Below are 16,886 nucleotides of genomic sequence, written 5' to 3'. Positions count from 1 at the left end.
CCGCTCAGCGGGCGACCGTCTCCACCACGAAGTCCACGCGGCGGTTCTGCTCGTGACACTCGTCGGTCTCTTCGGTGCAGAGGGGCTCCGACTCGCCACGACCGGCGGACGTGATGTTGATGCTCAGGCCACGCTCGCGGAGGGCGGCGACCACGGCGGCGGCGCGGCGCTCGGAGAGGCTCTGGTTGTCCTCTTCGGTGCCGCGGACGTCGGTGTGGCCGGTCACGATCAGGGTGCTGACGGACCCGCTGCGGCGCAGCAGGGCGGTGATGCTGTCGAGCAGGCCGTCCGACTCCGGCAGGATGTCGGCGCTGTCGTTGGCGAACTGGATCTTGCGCGGGATGACCAGGCGCGAACCCTCGAAGTGGACGCCGTCCTCGTCGTCGGCGGCGGGCTCCGTTGCCGCCGGCTCCGGCTCGGGCGTGGTGGGCTCGGCCTCACCGCGCTTGCAGCCGGCGACGACCGAGAGGGAGAGGATGGCGAGGATCAGAGTGATGTTGCGAAGCATGGTGTTCTCCTGAAGTTTCGAGGGTGCGAGCCAAGGAAGGCTCCCCTCGCGGCAGCGGCATAGCACCGAATGAGGATGGTGCCAGGGAACCCTGTGCGGCAGCTTACAACGGTCCCGCTTCGCTGGGGAGCCCCCCCGCCTGCAGCGCGGCGATGGCCTTCTTGGCGCCCTGCGCTTCGTAGAGTTCACGCAGCTCCCAGATGGACGCCGGGATGAAGAACAGCGGTGCCAGCGCCCACGGCAGGTTCAGGCCGAACCACTTGCCCCAGAAACCAAAGGCCCCCTGCGCCACGTTCACGAAGCCCACGTGGATCTCGGCGTAGAAGAAGATGCCGGTGCCCCACGTGAGGCCGATGCCGAGGCCCAGCGCCAGCCAGTTGGCCGCGATGCGCTTGCCCGTCATGAACCAGTAGCAGGCCAGCAGCTCGAACGGGCCCGCGAACCCGGCGCAGAACTCCACCCCCGCGATGGTGGGGTTGGAGCGGATGTAGCGCGTGTCGGCGCCGCCGTAGGTCCACCAGGGCCAGGCCCAGTGGTCGGCCGCCGTCACGCCGTGAATGAGCCCCGTGAGGTCCAGGAAGAACCACGGCAGCTCCCAGAACGTTTGCGCGATGCCCGAGAGCAGCAGCCAGTTGAACGCGAACTCGGCGAAGCGCTGCACCTGAGTGCGCTGCTCGCCCGGGTTGTCCAGGAACGCCGCCCACGGCGTGAACAGCGCCACCAGCACGATGCACGTCACGTAGACGTCGGTGGGCGTGGGCGGGATGACGCCCGCCATGATCAGCGCCCACGTCACGAAGACCAGCACCACCCCCGCGAGGATGCCCGCCTGGTAGATGCGCTTGCGGCGACCGGTGGCGGGGCGAGGGGGCTCGTAGTCGGGCAGCATGGTGACGTCTCCGGGGTTGGGGAGAGCATCTCGCGGATGGCGCGCGGGCTACACACCCAAGCGGCAGAGTTTCTCCACCGAAGCGGCCATGTGGGGGCGATGCGCTGGTCCGTCCCCAGCGACTACGTGGCGCACGAATCGTGGCGCGCTGATGGGACAACGTGCTCGCGGCATATGTCGACACCTCGCTGAACCGCTGCTAGACAGCGGCCACGATCGCGGCGCGTGTCCTTCGCGCTGGGCGTCGTGACCGAAGGGAGTTCCTGATGCGAAACATGTTCGTGTGCTTGTGCTTGTTGCTGGGTCTCGTTGGCTTGGCTGGCTGTGGTGGCAGTGATTCGGGTCCCACGGACGCGGGCAGCGACGACTTCGGCCGAGACGCTTTCGTGCCCATGGACGGCGAGGCGCCAATGGACGGCGAGGTCCTTCCCGACGCCATGGTGGATGGGGAGGTACCGACCGACGACACCATCTATTCGGTCCGCAATCCTAGCTTCCCCGTGGGCGACGCGGTTCTCCTCGAGGGCGTGGTCGTCATCGCGGTGGACACCTACGGCACACTCAGCAACCGGGTCTTCGTGCAGGAGCCGGCGGGTGGCCCGTTCGGGAGCGTCGTGGTCATGGCCAACGCGACGTCCGTCGCTTCCCTCGCTCCGGGGGACGTCGTGACCATCAGCGGGGGCATCAAGGAGGAGTACGCAGCACCCTTCGACACGTCGGGTCGGACCGCCACGCGGATCGTCGCTCCGGTCGATGGCGCCATCACGATCGCGGAGACGGGGACCACCACAGTCCCCGCGCCGACGCTCGTCGATGCCTTCGTCATCGCTGCATCGCCCGCGGAGGCCGAGCAGTGGGAGTCGTCCTTGGTCCGCGTCGAGAACGTGCGCACGCGTGACGTGCCGACCGTTCCGGGAGCCGATCCGCTGTTCAAGAACGTCACGCTGACTGGGCAGCTGCGCGCGACGTCGCAGTTCACGGAGCTCGGCACGGGTGGCACCGACTTCCCCGTCGGGACTTGCTTCGCGTCGATGACGGGCGTCCTCGAGTACTTCGGCTTCGTCTCGAACCTCGCGCCGCGCTCCCCGTCGGACATCACCAACGGCACCGCCTGTCCCACGCACACCAACATCGTGAACATTCAGAACGGGACGGTTCCCACGGCCACGGTCGTCGCGTTGACCGACGTAGTCGTCACCGCCGTCGACGCCGACCCGTTGTTCCCCCGCGTGTGGGTCGCGGATGCTGCCCAGGGCGCGCTCTTCAACGGGATCCTCGTGTACAACCCCACCGTTGCCATCGGAACGGTCGCGGACCTGGCGGTTGGGGACATCGTTCGCGTGGTGGGCACCACCGAGGAGTTCATGACGCTCACGGAGCTAGTGGGGGTACGGGTCATCCCGACCACACTCCCGAGCGTCACCCCCGTCCCACTCTCGGTATCCATCGCCAGCCTGGCAGGCGACAACGGGGACCCGGAGCCGTACGAGAGTGTGCTCGTGACGCTGTCCGCGCCCGCCATGGTCACGACGCTGAACCCGGATGGAGCTTCGGACTTCGGCGACTACATGGTTGGCAGCTCGCCCAGCTACCGGGTGGACGAGAGCGTCTTCGACACACGCCCGCCTCGCACCATCGGCGAGTGCCTCACGACGGTTCGAGGTGTGGTGGGCTTCGTCGCGGGCAGTGGCCGAATCTCCCCGCGGAGCGCCTCCGACGTCGTCGCCGGCGATATCGCACTCTGCCTCTGAGCTCTCCTAGTACCTCTGATGGGAGGTACTAGCCCTTCACGCACATGACCTGCCGCAGCGTGGCCACGACCTCCACCAGGTCTGCCTGCTGCGCCATGACCACGTCGATGTCCTTGTAGGCCCCGGGGATCTCGTCCAACACGGTGTGGTCCTTGCGGCACTCCACGCCTTCGGTCTGCGCCGCGAGATCGGCCAGGGTGAACTCGCGCTTGGCTTGGCCGCGGCTCATGCGCCGGCCAGCGCCGTGAGAGGCCGACTGAAAGCTCTCGGGGTTGCCGAGGCCGCGCACGATGTACGAACGGGTGCCCATGCTGCCCGGGATGATGCCCAGCTGTCCCTGGCGCGCGCTGATGGCGCCCTTGCGCGTGACCAGCACGTCTTCGTCGAAGTGGTGCTCCTCCGAGACGTAGTTGTGGTGGCACTCGATGGGCTCTTCGAACGTGACCTTCTTGAACAACCCGCGCAGCACGTCGCGGTAGAGCTCCAGCATGATGCGGCGGTTCTCGAGCGCGTAGCCCTGCGCCCAGAAGAGGTCGCGGCGGTAGGCGTCCATCTCGGGCGTGCCGGCCAGGAACGCGGCCAGGTCCGGGTCCGGCAGCGCGCGGTTGTGCGCCAGCTTGCGCGCGATGCCCATGTGGATCTCGGCCAGCGTCTTGCCGATGTTGCGCGAGCCCGAGTGCAGCATCATCCAGACGCGGTCTTCGGTGTCGAGGCACAGCTCGATGAAGTGGTTGCCACCGCCGAGCGTGCCCATCTGCTTGCGGGCCTTGCCGCGCATGTCCTGCACCTTCCCGTGCAGCTCGGGGAAGCCCTTCCACAGGCGCGACTTCTCGGCCTGCTTCGGGACCTTCTCGTGCGACGAGAAGCCCACGGGGATGGCCTTCTCCACGCGCATGCGCAGCAGCGCCAGCGAGTCCGGCAGGTCCGCCGCGGTGAGGTTGGTGCGCACGGCGGCCATGCCGCAGCCGATGTCCACGCCCACCGCCGCGGGGCACACGGCGTCTTTCATGGCGATGACCGAGCCCACCGTGGCGCCCTTGCCGAAGTGCACGTCGGGCATGACCGCCACGTGGTGGAACACCCACGGCAGCCGCGCGATGTTGCGCAGCTGGTCGAGCGCCGACGACTCCACGGACGCGAGCTCGGTCCAGAGGCGGACCTCCGCGTTGCCTTCACCGGTACGTAGCGCTGAGATGGACATGACGGGCCAAACGCTACGGCTCGCGTGCGGCGCGTCAAGGGTGGTGCGCGGAATGAGCGCGTGAACGCCCGGCCTCAGCGCACGCGCAGCTGGCGCGTGGTGAGCGTGAGCCCGCCGCGATCGTCGCGCGCCACGGCGAAGAGGGTGACCACGTCGCCGGGCAGCGTGTCGATGCCCACCCAGCGTGTGGCGGTTGCGCTGCCGATGCGCACCTCGTGCTCGAAGCGCCCGTGCGTGGCGTAGTACTGCACGATCTGCTGCTCCTCGAACTCGCTCCCCAGCTCGTCCTCGCCGGTCTCGGGCTCGCTGATGGCCACCGACAGCTCGTAGCGCTGCTCGGCGGGGCAGCGGGCAAACGTGTCGCGCTCGCAGGGCACCACCTCCGGGATGAAGTCACTCGGCCAGCTCTCGTCCTCCCAGGTGAGCCCCTCGATCACGGGGTTCGCGTTGCGGTCTTCTTCCCGTACGCGGATGCGCTTGAAGCCCACCTGCAGCTCGTCCAGGCTCAGCAATCGGCCGGCCTCGTCTTCGCAGGCGAAGGGCACGCCGTGGGTGTCTCCCGAGACGAAGCGGCCAGGGCACAGCGCCACCACCACGCCCACGAACACGGCGTCGCGAGCGGTCTGCGGCACATCGCTCAGGATGTTCGCCGGGATGGTGATCACGTGGCCCGTGAGGTCCGGGCCCTCCACACGCGAGCCGTCGTCCAGCGCGTCGAAGCACGCCTCGGGCGTGGAAGACGAGGGCTGCGTGCACGTGGCCCAGGCCCACTCGAGGGGTAGCTGCTCGGGGTTCGCGAACAGCGCCTCGAGGGCCACGTCCTCGCCCGGGTGCGCGATGGGCAGGTCTGCGCGCACGCCCAACAGGCGCAGCGATGCGAGGTACGAACCCGGCTCGAAGTCGCCCGCGCAGGCGCCGAGCGCAAGCGCCGGGAGGAGCGCGACGGTGAGCGTGAAGGTGAGCGCGAGCTGTGCGAGGGCGTTTCGTGAGGCAGGCATAACGGCTCCGGAGCAGGGGGGAGAGAGAACGCGACGGGCAGCGCGGGTCACAGCTCACCTCGCAGGCCGATGACCGGCAGGAACGGGAGCCCCGACAGCGGCGCGCTGCGCGAGTAGTCGAAGTTGTAGGAGACGCCCTCCGCGTTCTGGCGGTTGTAGGCGTTGCGGATGTCCAGGTAGGCGGTGAGGCGCCACGCTTCGAAGGTCCACGTCTTGTCCACGCGCAGGTCCAGCTGGTGGAATGACGCCAGCCGCGCCGAGAACGCGCCCTGGTCGGACACGGGCGAGAACGCACCGCCGTCCGAGTCGAACACGCCACCGGCATAGGGCGTGTGGGGTGCGCCGGTCACGTAGCGGAAGCGGGCGCCCAGCGACCAGCCACGCCCGAGGTCCAGGCTGCCGACCGCGCTCAAGATGTGCGTCTGGTCGTACTGCATGGTCTCGTAGGGGCCGCTGTCTCCGTCACGCCGCTCGCTGCGCGAGAGCGTGTAGGCCACCCAGCCGAAGAAGGGCCCGCCGCCGGGGCGGTAGCGCAGCATCAGCTCGCCGCCGTAGGCGCGGCCCTCGCCGGCGTTGTCGAAGCGCACCCCGATGACACTGTCGGTGTCGGCGCCACGCGCCACGGCCAGGTCGTCGAAGTCTTTCCAGAAGCCCTCCAGCGACAGCTCGAAGTGCGGCGTGAGCTGCTGCTCCACACCCACGCTCGCGTGCAGGGCGCGGCTGCTGCGCACGGTGAAGCGGGTGTCCAGCATGCTCTCCACGGGCTGCGGGGGCTGGTGGAAGAGCCCCACGGCCGCCTTCAGCGTGGTGCGCCGCGCACGCTCGTGAACGTCCCAGCGGGCCGCGAAGCGTGGGTCCACGGTCACGCGTCCGTTGTCTTGCGCGTAGTCCACGCGGAGGCCGGGCATGAGGCGCAGTCCCTCCACGGGGCTCACATCGAGATGCAGATACGCGCCTGGCCGCACGGAGCTCGGCTCCGCGGTCACCGAGCGCGCAGGCCGGCCGAAGTTGGGGCCCGGCGGCTCGTTGGCGGTGGGGTAGGGGGTCAGCCGAAGCGACACGTCGTAGCGCGACCACAGCACGTCCACGCCGCTCGTCAGGCTCACGTGCTGGCCCAGCGCCGCACGCACCTCGGAGCGCGCCTGCAGCGTGTGCGTCCCCACGTCGGCGAAGTTGTCGCCCACCTTGATGTCGAGCGCTTCGGTGCCCCAGGTGAGGCTCTGGGTCCAGCGCACGTCGTCGGTCAGGCGCGAGTCGAGGCGCAGCTGCAGGCGCGTGAAGGCCGTGCGTCCCGAGATGGCCCCACCGAACTCGGGGTCCTGCGCGCTGGGCGACTCCACCACGATGGCCAGCCGGTCGTCCGACCCCAAGAACATCAATCGAGCGGTGGTGCGGCGCGTGAGGTCGTGCTCCAGGATGGCCTGCCAGTCGTAGTAGACCGGGGCGGTGCGCACCTGCGTTCCTCCGCCCTCCATCATGCGGCCGAGCCAGGCGTCCACCCACGAGCGCCGGCCTGCCAGCAGGAAGCGCGTGCGCTCACTCAGCGCCCCCTCCACGATGAAGCGCGCGTCCAAGAGGTCCACCTGCACCAGGCCAGCGAAGCCCTCGCGCCGGGGCGAGCGCACACCCAGCTCCACCACGCCACCCATGCCGCGCCCGTACTCGGGGCCGAAGTTCCCGGGTCGGAACTCGAGGCGCTCCAGGATCTCGGCGGGCACCACCGAGGTGATGCCGCCGAAGTGGTAGGCCAGCGGGATGAGCGCGCCGTCCACGAACACCTGCGTGTCTTGCGGCGCCGAGCCGCGCACGATGAGCAGGCCCTCGAAGCCGGCGGGGCGCGCCACACCGGGCATGGTCTCGATGGCGCGGATGGCGTCGCCGTTGGTGCCCGGGATGCGACGGATCTCCACGCCCTCGATCGCGTGGCGCGTGGCCTCGCGCGGGGTGGCCTCACCGCGCACCTCGAGGTCGATGTCGGCGATGTCGTCGTCCCCCGTGGTCTCGCTCGGGGATGTGGGGGTTGCGGGTGTCTGCGCGGGCGCAGGCTCGGCTGGCGGCGCGGTGGCGGGGGCTAGAGGGGGCTGCTCCTCGCGGCCCGCGCTCAGCTCGAAGCGGAACGCGATCAACGCCGGGATGGGCACGCCTGCGTTCGTCGCGGGCTCGAAGCGCAGCAACGCGGCGGCGGCCAGCACGGCGGCGTCCACTTCCGGCACGTTGGTGCCCGTGAGCACGCGCGCGTCGGTGACCTGGCCCTGCGCGTCGAGCGTCAGCTCCAGCAACACCGAGGTCACCTCGAGCGCGTTCCAGTGCTCATCCGCTATCTCGGGTGCGGTGGCCTCGATCAGCCGCGGCGCCACCAGCTCGGGGGCGGGCGCAGGCGTAGGTGCGGGCTCTTCCGCTGGGGCCTGAGCGAAGCCGGGCGAGCTCTGCGCCATGGCCAGCAGCAGCGTGAAGAGGGCAGGGCGAACCAAGGGTGGGCTGTGTCGCGTCATCTCGAGGTCGTGCCCAGACACTGCCGCTTCGTTCATTGAAATGTGCGTTTGAACGGACTGCGTGCGCCGAGCATTTTCTTTGAACGTTCGCCCCGCGGGCGGGAACGGCTGGGCATGGATGTCGTCAACGAAACCAAGTCCCTGCTCCTCTCCATGGGGGCATCGCCGATCATGTGGTTCATGATCTTTCTCTCGCTCGTGAGCATCAGCGTCATGCTGGAGCGCGCGCTCTTCTTCCGCTCCATCGCAGAGGACGTGGAGGTCATCGCGCGGCGCCTCAGCGCGCTGCTGGGCGCCGCCGACTACGACGGGGCGCTCGCGCTCATGCGCTCGTCTCCCTCCGCCGAAGCAGCCGTGGTGCTGGCTGGGTTGCTGGACGCCCCCCGCGGCGTGCGTGCTGCCCGCGAGGCCATGGCGGGCGCCGCAGCCCTGCAGCGAAAGCGCCTCGAGCGGCGCCTGGGCTACCTGGGAACGCTCGGCAGCAACGCGCCGTTCGTGGGCCTCTTCGGCACTGTGGTGGGCGTGGTCATGGCGTTCGAAGAGCTGGGCGCCAGCGACGGCAGCACGGCCAACGCGGCCGTCATGGCCAGCATCGCCGAGGCGTTGGTGGCCACCGCGATTGGTCTCGCCGTGGCCATCCCCGCGGTGGCGGCCTTCAACGCCTTCCAGCGGCGCATCAAGGGCATCGCCTACGACACGGACGCGCTGGCGCACGTGCTGCTGGCGCACCTCGAGGGCGAGTCCCACCAGGGGGCACGCTGATGGCGTCCGTGGGCCCCTCGGGGGACGATGGCATCACGGAGATCAACGTCACGCCCTTCGTGGACATCACGCTGGTGCTGCTGGTGATCTTCATGGTGACCGCCAAGCTCATGTCGCCCGCGGCGCTGCCGCTGGACCTGCCGCAGGCCGCCACGGGCGGTGAGACGCAGACGATGCTGGTGGTGGGCGTGGACGCGCAGGGCCACATGACGGCCGATGGCGAAGCGCTCACGGATGACGCGGCGCTGCGTGTGCTCGCGGCGCGCCGTCTGGCGGAGGTGCCCGAGCTGCGCACCGTGATCCAGGCGTCGTCGAGCGCCAGTCACGGCGCGGTGGTGCACGTGCTGGACGAGCTGCGCATCGCCGGGGTGCATCGCGTGGCCTTCGCGGTGGAGCCCGCGCCATGAGCACGCTGTCGTTCGAGGCGGCGCTGGCGTTCGGCTCCCGTGGCGAGGGGCTGGGCGGCGTGGGGGCGGTGTTCCTCGCCGGGGCGCTGCACCTGGGCCTGGCGCTGCTGTCGCTCACGCTGCCGGCGGCCAGCCCGCACACGCCGCCGCTCGCCACCAGCATGGAGGTGGACCTGGCCGCCTGGCGCGCGCCAACGACCCCCGAGCTGGACGCTCCCCTCCTCCGCCCGCCCGAGGCGCCCGAGCCTGTGCCCGCAGCTGCGGCGGAGCCCGTGCGCGTGGCCCGCGAGCCCCGCGAACTCGCCCCGCAAGCCACCGAGCAGCCGCCGCCCGAGCCGCCTCCCGCGGCCCACGCGGGGGCCCTGCTCACCGCCACGGCGGACCCCAGTGCGGGCGCCACGCCGGTCCGCTTCGTGAGCGACCCGACCGGCACCCGCTTCGGCTTTGGCGTGGTCGCGCGCGGCGGCACCGCTTCCCACGGGGTGCTCGGGGCCAGCGCGAGCGGGCAGGGCCCACCCAGCCCCATGCCCACGCTGCAGCCGCCTTCCGCGGGGCCCGTGGTCACCCCAGCGTCGCAGCTCAGCCGCCCACCGCGCTTGGACGAGCAGGACGCATGCCGCGGCCACTTCCCCGCCGGCAGTCGCGTGGACCAAGGCGTGGTCACCCTGCGCGTGGTGGTCCAGGCCAGCGGCGCGGCCGCGCGGGTCAGCGTGGAACGCGAGACGCCAGTGGACCAGGGCTTCGGCCAGGCGGCCCGGCAGTGCCTGCGCGCCGCGCGCTTCACACCTGCCCTCGGCGTGGACGGAACCCCCACCACGGCAGCGGCGCGCGTGACCATCCGTTTTTCTCGCTGATTCGGATGATGCTAAGTACCCCATCACTTTTTTTGAACGAAGTCGCCACGGCCGGGCACGGACCGGGTGACCCCATGAACAGCCGAGACAGCGCCTGGGTGACTACCACCGCGACGAGTGCGAGCGCCCCTGGCCTCGTGGAACGCCTCAAGCGAGGCGAGGCGGCCGCCATGGGCGAGGCCTATGACCTGCACGGCGCCGCGGTGCTGGCGTTTGCCCGGCGCTTGGTGGGCGACGCCGACGCCGCGCAGGACTTGGTCCAGGAGACGTTCATGACGCTGCCCAAGAGCGCACGGCGCTTCGAGGAGCGTGGCTCGCTGCGCAGCTTCTTGATCTCCATCGCCATCAACCACGCGCGGCACCACGTGCGTGCGGCCAGCCGGCGCCGGGCCGCCATGGAGCGCTTCGCGCGCGAGCCCCGAGGGGGCGGCGACAACCCCGAGCAGGACCTGCTGCGCAGCGACCTGGCGACAGCGCTCACGCGCGCGCTCGACAAGCTGCCGCTCGACCAGCGCGTGGCGTTCGTGCTGGCCGAGGTGGAAGAGCGCTCGGCCCGCGAGATCGCGGAGCTCGTGGGGGCGCCCGAGGCCACGGTGCGCACGCGCGTGTTCCATGCGAAGCGGCGCCTGCGTGAGGCGCTAGAGCGTGACGCCGCCCGAGGAGGTCTCTCATGAACGACGACGATCTCTTGGCCAAGGCCACCCGTGAGCTGCGCGAGGCCGGCGACCCGCCGCTTCCCGAGCTCCGCCAGACGCGGCGGCGCATCATGGAGGCGTCCAGTCGTGCCGAGAAGCCGAGCCGGCGCTGGGTCTGGCTGGTGGGCCAGCTGGCCGCGTTCCTGCTGGCCGCCACCGCGCTGGCCGCCACCACCGGGCAGCTCCAGCCCATGATCGAAGCCGTGCGCGTGCTGGTGGGCGCCCCGTCGGCCGCGCCCGAGCCCGCTCCGGTGCAGCCCCGCCCGCGTGGTGCCCGGCGTCCTGCCGCGAGCGCGGCGCCCGCTGCCTTGCCGCCTAGCGCGGAAGCGGATGCGGTGCTTCCCAGCGAGGCCGCCGCAGAGATGCCGGAGGGGGCCGGCTCGGCGCTCGCAGCACGCTCGGTCGCGGATGACGTGGCACCGGCGCTGCCGCGCGCGGCGGTCACCGATCCCACGAGAGCGGCTGCGGCAGCGCCCGGGCACCACGTGGTCGCGCAGTCGCCCGCCACGTCGGACTCGTACCGGGCCGGGGCCGGCCACGCGACGGACGCCTCGCCCGAGCAGCCCGCCGCGACCGCCCCCGTGAGCGACCCGGACCTCGCGCTGTACCGCGAGGCGCACCGCGCGCACTTCGTGCAGCGTGACTCGCGCGCAGCTCTCGCCGCGTGGGATCGCTACCTGGCCGCACACCCCCGTGGGAGCTTCGCGCTCGAGGCCCGCTACAACCGCGCGCTCTGCCTGGTGCGGCTCGGGCGGCACGACGCGGCGCGCCAAGCGCTCGCCCCCTTCGCGGCGGGTGACGTGGGTGGCGGCTACCGCCGCACGGAAGCCAGCGCGCTGCTCGAAGCGCTCGATGGTCGCTGACGTCATGCGCTTGCCCCTCGTGCTCCGCGCCGCGCTCGCAGCGTTGCTGCCCTTGCTGTTGGCTCAGCTCGGCGCGGCGCAGCCGGCCCAGCCATCGCCGGCGGCTCCAGTGCTCCCGGTGTTCATCGCCAGCGACGTGGCCTTGGATCGTGCCGTGGTGGCGGAGGCGCTGGCCACCATGCCGTCACTGGGCCTGGTCATCGTCGCCGAGGAGCCTGCGCCCGCCGCACCATCCGTGCTCGTGGACGCAACAGGCGCCGAGGTGCGCGTTCGCTATCGCCGCGCCACGGGCGCAGAGCTCACGCGCACCCTCACGCCACCCACGGATCCGTCGGAGGCCGCCGAGGCCGTGGCGCTGGTGATCATCAACCTGGTGCACGACGAGACGGGCGACCTGCTCTCCCTCCTGGCGCCGCGCGAGGATGGGGAATCACGTGGGGCCGCGGACGCATCGGAAGGTGAGGAGGCGCCGGAGGCAGCCCGGGTCACGCCCGAGTCGAGCGTCGTCCCGGAGCATCCCGCCGCACGCCCACCCGCGAGCGAGGCTTCCCCCACGCAGGAGCCACCGGCACCTGCCAGCGCCGCGAGCGAACCCGTGGGCGAGGCCTCGCGTCCGAGACCACCCGCCGCACCACGGCTCACGACGGCGTGCACCGAACGCGCGAACCACGGGCGCGTGGGCGTGGATCTCCTGCCCATGGTGGGCACGTCGTCCTACCGCGTGACGCGCGAGGCGGTGCGCGGCTTCTCGCTCAACCTGGCCGGGGGCCTCTCCCGTGGTCTCCACGGGCTCGAGATCGGCGGCGCGCTCAACATCCAGCGCAGCTTCGCGTGCGGCCTGCAGATCGCAGGGGCCGTGAACGTGGTGCTGGGCCCGGTGCAGGGGCTGCAGATCGCGCCGGTCAACGTGGCGCTGGGCCGCGTGGATGGCGTCCAGATCGGCGTCGTGAACGTGGCGCAGGACGTGCGCGGCGTGCAGCTGGGGCTGCTCAACATCTCACGTCGCGCCGTGGCCCCCATCGGGCTGCTCAGCATCGTCACGCGCGGCCGCACCGAGGTGCACGTCACCAGCAGCGAGTCCGGCATGATCGTCGCGGGCGTCTCCCACGGGGGCCGCGTGGTCCACAACCTCTACGGCGCGGGTGTGCGCGTCGGCTCGGCAGGCCCCCGCTTGGTGCTGGCGGCAGGCCTGGGCGCGCGCCTCTTCACGCGTGGGCGCACCAGCATGGACCTCGACGCCGTCTCCTACTTCATCTGGCGCGGCGACCAGAACCGGCAGTCCACCATGTTCCAGCTGCGCCTGCCCATCGAGGTGCGCATCATCGACCAGCTGGGGGTCTTCATCGCGCCCACCTACCAGTGGCTCTTCACCGAGGATGCGGGCGAGCGCACGCAGATGCCCGCTGCCCTGGTCACCACCTACCGCGACGCCACCGAGGGGCGCGGACGCATCCTGGGCTGGCCCGGCATCAACGTGGGCGCCCGCGTGCATCTCTGAGCGGCGTGTCAGCCGGCCCGAGGTCGCTGCGGCGGCTGCGGTTCGTCGCCGTCGTCGCCCTGGGCAATGCGCTTGTCGATCAGGCGCTGCAGAGGCGCCTCGAGCTCGCCGAGGTCGTCCTTCTGCACCAGCTTGTCACCCACCGCAGCGCGCACCGCCGCGAGGAACTCGAGGTACTGCCCGTCACGCGCCATGGTCCCCAGGATGGCCGAGTGGATGGTGTGGTCCCCGGCCCTGAACTCATAGGAAGCGTTCACGTTGCCGTGCTTGGTGAGGCGCCGCTTCTCCACGTCGTACACGTGCTCGAGCGAAGCCCACGAGACGTCGTAGTCCTTGCGGACCGGCCCCTTGATTGGGCCCAGCCCGGACTGGTGCGACACGCTCAGGCCATGGCGGTCCACCGTGATGGTGGTGAGCGAGTTGAAGAACACGTAGAGCGCCGTGGAGACGACGAGGAACGCTCCCCCTGCAGCCCCTGCCGACGTGAGCGCGTCCACGCCCAGGTCCTTCGAGAGCCACATGTACAGCCCCACCGCGAACGGACCCAGGAACAACACGGATCCGAAGATGGCGCAGCCCCCGGCGCTGCCGCCCTGGAAGCTCTTGGGGAGGGTGACCGGAGACTCCGACATGCGCGGAGAGTAGCGCGACGCTGCGCCTCGGCGATCTCGAAAATCGCCGAGGCGCACATGCCTCGAGCGCTACTCCGCCGCGGGCGCGATCACCGGGAAGGTGATGCTGGGCGCGGCCACCGGCGTGCTGCTGCGCACGTTCGAGAGGCCCATGAAGCCGCTGTCACCGCCGAGCGGCGTGGAGCCCGCGCAGCTGATGCCGCCCTGTGCGTGCAGACCGCAGCAGAAGTTCCAGCCACAGCCCATCTCCACCAGGTTACCCATCGCAGCCACCGCCGGGTCGGTGCGCAGGTAGTCCCACGGGGCCGTCACGTCGTCGGTCTCCGCCTCGTTGTGGCCCGTCTGGCCAAAGTCGTTGGCACCCCAGCACATGCCGTCGCCGTTGCGCAGCGCCACGCACATGGTGTCGCCAGCCTTGCCGGCGCTCGCCACGCCGCGCAGGCCGCGCACCGCGGCGGGGGTGCCGGTGTTGGTCTCGCGGCCGCTCGTGCCCACGCCGAGCTGTCCGTCGTCGTTGCCGCCCCAGCACGACAGCGAGCCGTTCCGACGCAGGGCGCAGAAGTTGTAGCTACCGCCGCCGATGGCCACGGCGTCGCGGATGCCGGCCACTTCCACCGGTGTGGCGGAGCCGTTCATGGCGCCGTTGCCCAGCTGACCGTAGCTGCCGGAGCCCCAGCACATGACCTTGCCCTCGCCGGTGAGCGCGCACGCCGCGTCGGTGCCGACCAGGACGTCGGTGGCTCCGGTGATGCCCTCGATGCGCACGGGCGTGAGCGTGGCCTCACCCTGGCCGTAGAGCTGCGAGCCCGTGCAGCTCACGCCGCCGTCGTTGTGGACGGCGCACAGCGTCATGGAGTACGCGCTGCCGCCCACGTTGATGGCGCGCACGTCCGTCAGGCCCTCGATGGGCAGGGGCAAGCTGGAGTCGATGCGGCCCGTGAGGCCACCCCAGCACGCCACCGTGCCGCCGCGCCGCAGCGCGCACGTGCGCGTGAGGCCGGTGGAAACGTCCACCGCGTCTTCGATGCCGGGGACCGGCTGCGCGCTGCCGGCGGGGTTGGCGCGCGTGGAGCCGAGGCCCAGGCGGCCCTCGCTGCCCACGCCGAAGCAATAGACGCGGCCCTCACGCACGCCGCACACCGTGTGGCTGCCCACCTCGAAGCTGGTGCGCGCGGGGAGACCCTCGGCCACGGGGGGGAAGGTGGCCGGAACGCTGGGGGCCGCGGTCAGTGCGTTGACGTCGGGCACCACCACGGCAGCCGTGTGGAGCGAGTTGGGCTCATTGTTGCCGAAGCGTCCGTTGCCGGCGTTGCCCCAGCACCACAGCTGGTTGGCCGCGTTCAGGGCACAGGCGGCCGCGCTGGTGCCCGACGAGTAGGTGTCGAAGCGGACCACGCCCGTGAGGCCGGTGACGGGGGTCGGGGTGAGCACCTTCTCCACCTCGACGCCCACGCCCAGCAGCTGGGCGGTGTAGTTGTTGTAGCCCCAGCACTGCACCGCGCCGCCGGCCACCAGCACGCAGCTGCGGCTGCCGGAGATGGCGAGCTGCGTGGCACCGGTGAGCCCGGCCACGGCCGTCGCCGAGTTGATTCGGCTCTCGCCAGCGCCGCTCTGACCGTAGTCGTTCTGACCCCAGCACAGCGTGGCCGCGGGGGTGATGGCGCAGCTGTGGTTGCCGCCGGCGTCCACCGTGGTGGCTCCCACGACGCCCGCCACGGGGACCGGCACGTTGCTGTCGCTGCCGCGCTCACCGCCCTGGCCAAGCTGGCCGCTTTGGCCGTTGCCCCAGCACACCACGGTGCCGTCGGCCTTGCGCGCGCAAGCGTGGGCGCGGCCCGCGCTGATCTCGGCGGCGTCGGCCAGGCCGCTGACCGCCACGGGCGTGGCGCTCAGGGTGTTGGTGCCGTTGCCGAGGCGCCCGTTCTCACCGTCGCCCCAGCAGCTCACGGCGCCGCTGGTGCGGCGAGCGCAGCTGAAGTGGTAGCCCAGCGCGAGCTGGACCGCGTCGGTCAGACCCTGCACCTGCACGGCGGTGTGGGTGACGTTCTGGTGGCCGGCGCCCAGGGCGCCCGTGGCGTTCGCGCCCCAGCAGGACACGCCCGTCGCCGTGATGGCGCAGGTGTGGTCGTCGCCGCACGCGATGCTGCGCGCGCCCGTGACGCCCTGCACGGGTACCCAGCTCCAGCGCGTCTGCGCGGTGCCGTCACCCAGCTCGCCATCCAGGTTCTTGCCGGCGCAGAACACCTCGCCGGTGGCCCGCATGACGCACGTGTGCTCGCCGCCGAGGCAGACCTGCGCCACGACGGCCGGAGCCGCGGGGGCTGCCGGAGCGCCGGGGACAGCGGGAGCGCCCGGGACGGCCGGAGCGCCTGGCGCACCGGGAGTCGCAGGCGGGTCTTCGCCGCCGCAGCCCAACGCTAGCGGTGCGGCTAGCGCGAGGACGAGGAGTGTCTTGCTGATACGCATGATTTGCATCCTTGTGAGGGTTCGGACCCGGTGCTCCGGCTCGGCGACATGGGCGCCAGGGCCTGCCGGGTCCCTCAGATACGTGCATGGGTACCACGATGCCCCTCCCGCTTGTGCAGCAAACGCCCGACACGGGAGCGCCATGGGCGGCTCGAGGTGCGTAACGAGCCGGCGCGTCCGGCGACACGAGGCACCGTGGCCATCAAGCTCTACGCTCACCCCTTCTCCAACAACTCGATGCGCGCCCAGCTCTACCTCGAGGAGAAAGGCCTCCCGTACGAGTACGTCACGGTAGACCTCTTCAAGGGCGAGCACCGCCAGCCGCCTTACCTGGCCATCAACCCGCGCGGCCAGGTGCCGTGCATCGTGGACGACGGCATCACCGTGTTCGAGAGCGTGGCCATCGTGCAGTACCTCGAGCACCGCTACCCCGAGCCGCCGCTCATCCCGCGCGACCCGGTGGCCATGGCCAAGTGCATTCGGTTGATCGCCGAGTTCAACCAGAAGCTGGACCCCACCAACATCTTCGGGTCCGTGAAGTTCCGCGGCATGCGGCGCGCCGAGCTGGGCGAACGCCTCGAGAAGCTCATGGCCGAGTGCCGCACGTGGGAGGGCTATCTGGACGACCAGCCCTTCTTCGCGGGGGACGAGTACTCCATCGCCGACATCATCGTGTTGCCCTTCTTCGGCATGGCCATCGATGGGCTGGGGTTGCCGGAGCGCGACTTCCCTCGCCTGCATCGGTGGTACGAGCGCTGCAAGCAGCGGCCCAACGTGGCGAAGCAGCCGTGGTTCCAGGCGTTCGCGGCCGAGAAGGCGAACGTGGACCAGCACGTGCTGGCGGGCTGAGGGCCGCTCGAACCGTCGCGC

General features: G+C 71.0%; 15 protein-coding genes. 8 read left to right on the top strand and 7 right to left on the bottom strand.

Annotated elements, in window-relative coordinates; translation table 11 throughout:
* Nucleotides 1–4 precede the first annotated feature (4 nt).
* The gene (locus tag IPI43_32140; protein MBK7778714.1) at nt 5–508 is read right to left on the bottom strand and encodes an OmpA family protein; all 504 of its coding nucleotides are present in this window, start codon (nt 506–508) and stop codon (nt 5–7) included.
* A gap of 103 nt (nt 509–611) precedes the next feature.
* Nucleotides 612–1,397, bottom strand: coding sequence for a hypothetical protein (locus IPI43_32135; GenBank protein MBK7778713.1), 786 nt, complete (start codon nt 1,395–1,397; stop codon nt 612–614).
* A gap of 266 nt (nt 1,398–1,663) precedes the next feature.
* Between IPI43_32135 and IPI43_32130 the strand changes: the two genes are divergently transcribed.
* Nucleotides 1,664–3,148 carry a hypothetical protein gene (locus IPI43_32130; GenBank protein ID MBK7778712.1) on the top strand — a complete coding sequence of 495 codons (1,485 nt, stop codon included), beginning with the start codon at nt 1,664–1,666 and terminating at the stop codon, nt 3,146–3,148.
* Nucleotides 3,149–3,176: 28 nt separating this feature from the next.
* Here IPI43_32130 and IPI43_32125 read toward each other — a convergent pair whose 3' ends face one another.
* From IPI43_32125 to IPI43_32115, 3 genes are all read right to left on the bottom strand, one after another.
* Nucleotides 3,177–4,349 (bottom strand): RtcB family protein, encoded by a 1,173-nt coding sequence (locus tag IPI43_32125; GenBank protein ID MBK7778711.1) that lies wholly within the window; start codon nt 4,347–4,349, stop codon nt 3,177–3,179.
* A gap of 74 nt (nt 4,350–4,423) precedes the next feature.
* On the bottom strand, nt 4,424–5,347 hold the full coding sequence (locus IPI43_32120) for a hypothetical protein (GenBank protein MBK7778710.1): 924 nt from the start codon (nt 5,345–5,347) through the stop codon (nt 4,424–4,426).
* A 47-nt stretch (nt 5,348–5,394) separates the two neighbouring features.
* Nucleotides 5,395–7,839 carry a TonB-dependent receptor gene (locus tag IPI43_32115; GenBank protein MBK7778709.1) on the bottom strand — a complete coding sequence of 815 codons (2,445 nt, stop codon included), beginning with the start codon at nt 7,837–7,839 and terminating at the stop codon, nt 5,395–5,397.
* 180 nt (nt 7,840–8,019) lie between these two features.
* Between IPI43_32115 and IPI43_32110 the strand changes: the two genes are divergently transcribed.
* The 6 genes from IPI43_32110 to IPI43_32085 all read left to right on the top strand — a co-directional run bounded on the left by IPI43_32110 (nt 8,020) and on the right by IPI43_32085 (nt 12,918).
* Complete coding sequence (locus IPI43_32110; GenBank protein ID MBK7778708.1) at nt 8,020–8,601, top strand: MotA/TolQ/ExbB proton channel family protein; 582 nt, start codon at nt 8,020–8,022, stop codon at nt 8,599–8,601.
* On the top strand, nt 8,601–9,008 hold the full coding sequence (locus IPI43_32105; protein MBK7778707.1) for a biopolymer transporter ExbD: 408 nt from the start codon (nt 8,601–8,603) through the stop codon (nt 9,006–9,008). The genes IPI43_32110 and IPI43_32105 overlap by 1 nt, the downstream gene beginning before the upstream one ends.
* Nucleotides 9,005–9,862, top strand: a complete 858-nt coding sequence (locus IPI43_32100) for a TonB family protein (protein ID MBK7778706.1) — start codon at nt 9,005–9,007, stop codon at nt 9,860–9,862. The genes IPI43_32105 and IPI43_32100 overlap by 4 nt, the downstream gene beginning before the upstream one ends.
* Before the next feature lie 74 nt (nt 9,863–9,936).
* Nucleotides 9,937–10,536, top strand: coding sequence for an RNA polymerase sigma factor (locus tag IPI43_32095; protein MBK7778705.1), 600 nt, complete (start codon nt 9,937–9,939; stop codon nt 10,534–10,536).
* Nucleotides 10,533–11,420, top strand: a complete 888-nt coding sequence (locus IPI43_32090) for a tetratricopeptide repeat protein (protein ID MBK7778704.1) — start codon at nt 10,533–10,535, stop codon at nt 11,418–11,420. The genes IPI43_32095 and IPI43_32090 overlap by 4 nt, the downstream gene beginning before the upstream one ends.
* Nucleotides 11,421–11,424: 4 nt before the next feature.
* Nucleotides 11,425–12,918, top strand: a complete 1,494-nt coding sequence (locus IPI43_32085) for a hypothetical protein (GenBank protein ID MBK7778703.1) — start codon at nt 11,425–11,427, stop codon at nt 12,916–12,918.
* Between the two features lie 8 nt (nt 12,919–12,926).
* Here IPI43_32085 and IPI43_32080 read toward each other — a convergent pair whose 3' ends face one another.
* Both IPI43_32080 and IPI43_32075 read right to left on the bottom strand, forming a co-directional pair.
* Nucleotides 12,927–13,550 (bottom strand): hypothetical protein, encoded by a 624-nt coding sequence (locus IPI43_32080; GenBank protein MBK7778702.1) that lies wholly within the window; start codon nt 13,548–13,550, stop codon nt 12,927–12,929.
* Between the two features lie 69 nt (nt 13,551–13,619).
* Nucleotides 13,620–16,016 carry a hypothetical protein gene (locus tag IPI43_32075; GenBank protein MBK7778701.1) on the bottom strand — a complete coding sequence of 799 codons (2,397 nt, stop codon included), beginning with the start codon at nt 16,014–16,016 and terminating at the stop codon, nt 13,620–13,622.
* A gap of 195 nt (nt 16,017–16,211) precedes the next feature.
* Between IPI43_32075 and IPI43_32070 the strand changes: the two genes are divergently transcribed.
* Nucleotides 16,212–16,865: a glutathione S-transferase family protein gene (locus IPI43_32070; GenBank protein ID MBK7778700.1), complete on the top strand. Its 654-nt coding sequence runs from the start codon at nt 16,212–16,214 to the stop codon at nt 16,863–16,865.
* The last annotated feature ends 21 nt before the right edge of the window (nt 16,866–16,886 follow it).

It is taken from the genome of Sandaracinaceae bacterium, assembly GCA_016706685.1.
Lineage (GTDB): Bacteria > Myxococcota_A > Polyangia > Polyangiales > Houyiibacteriaceae > JADJJE01.
This window is presented reverse-complemented; position numbering and strand designations above follow the sequence as displayed.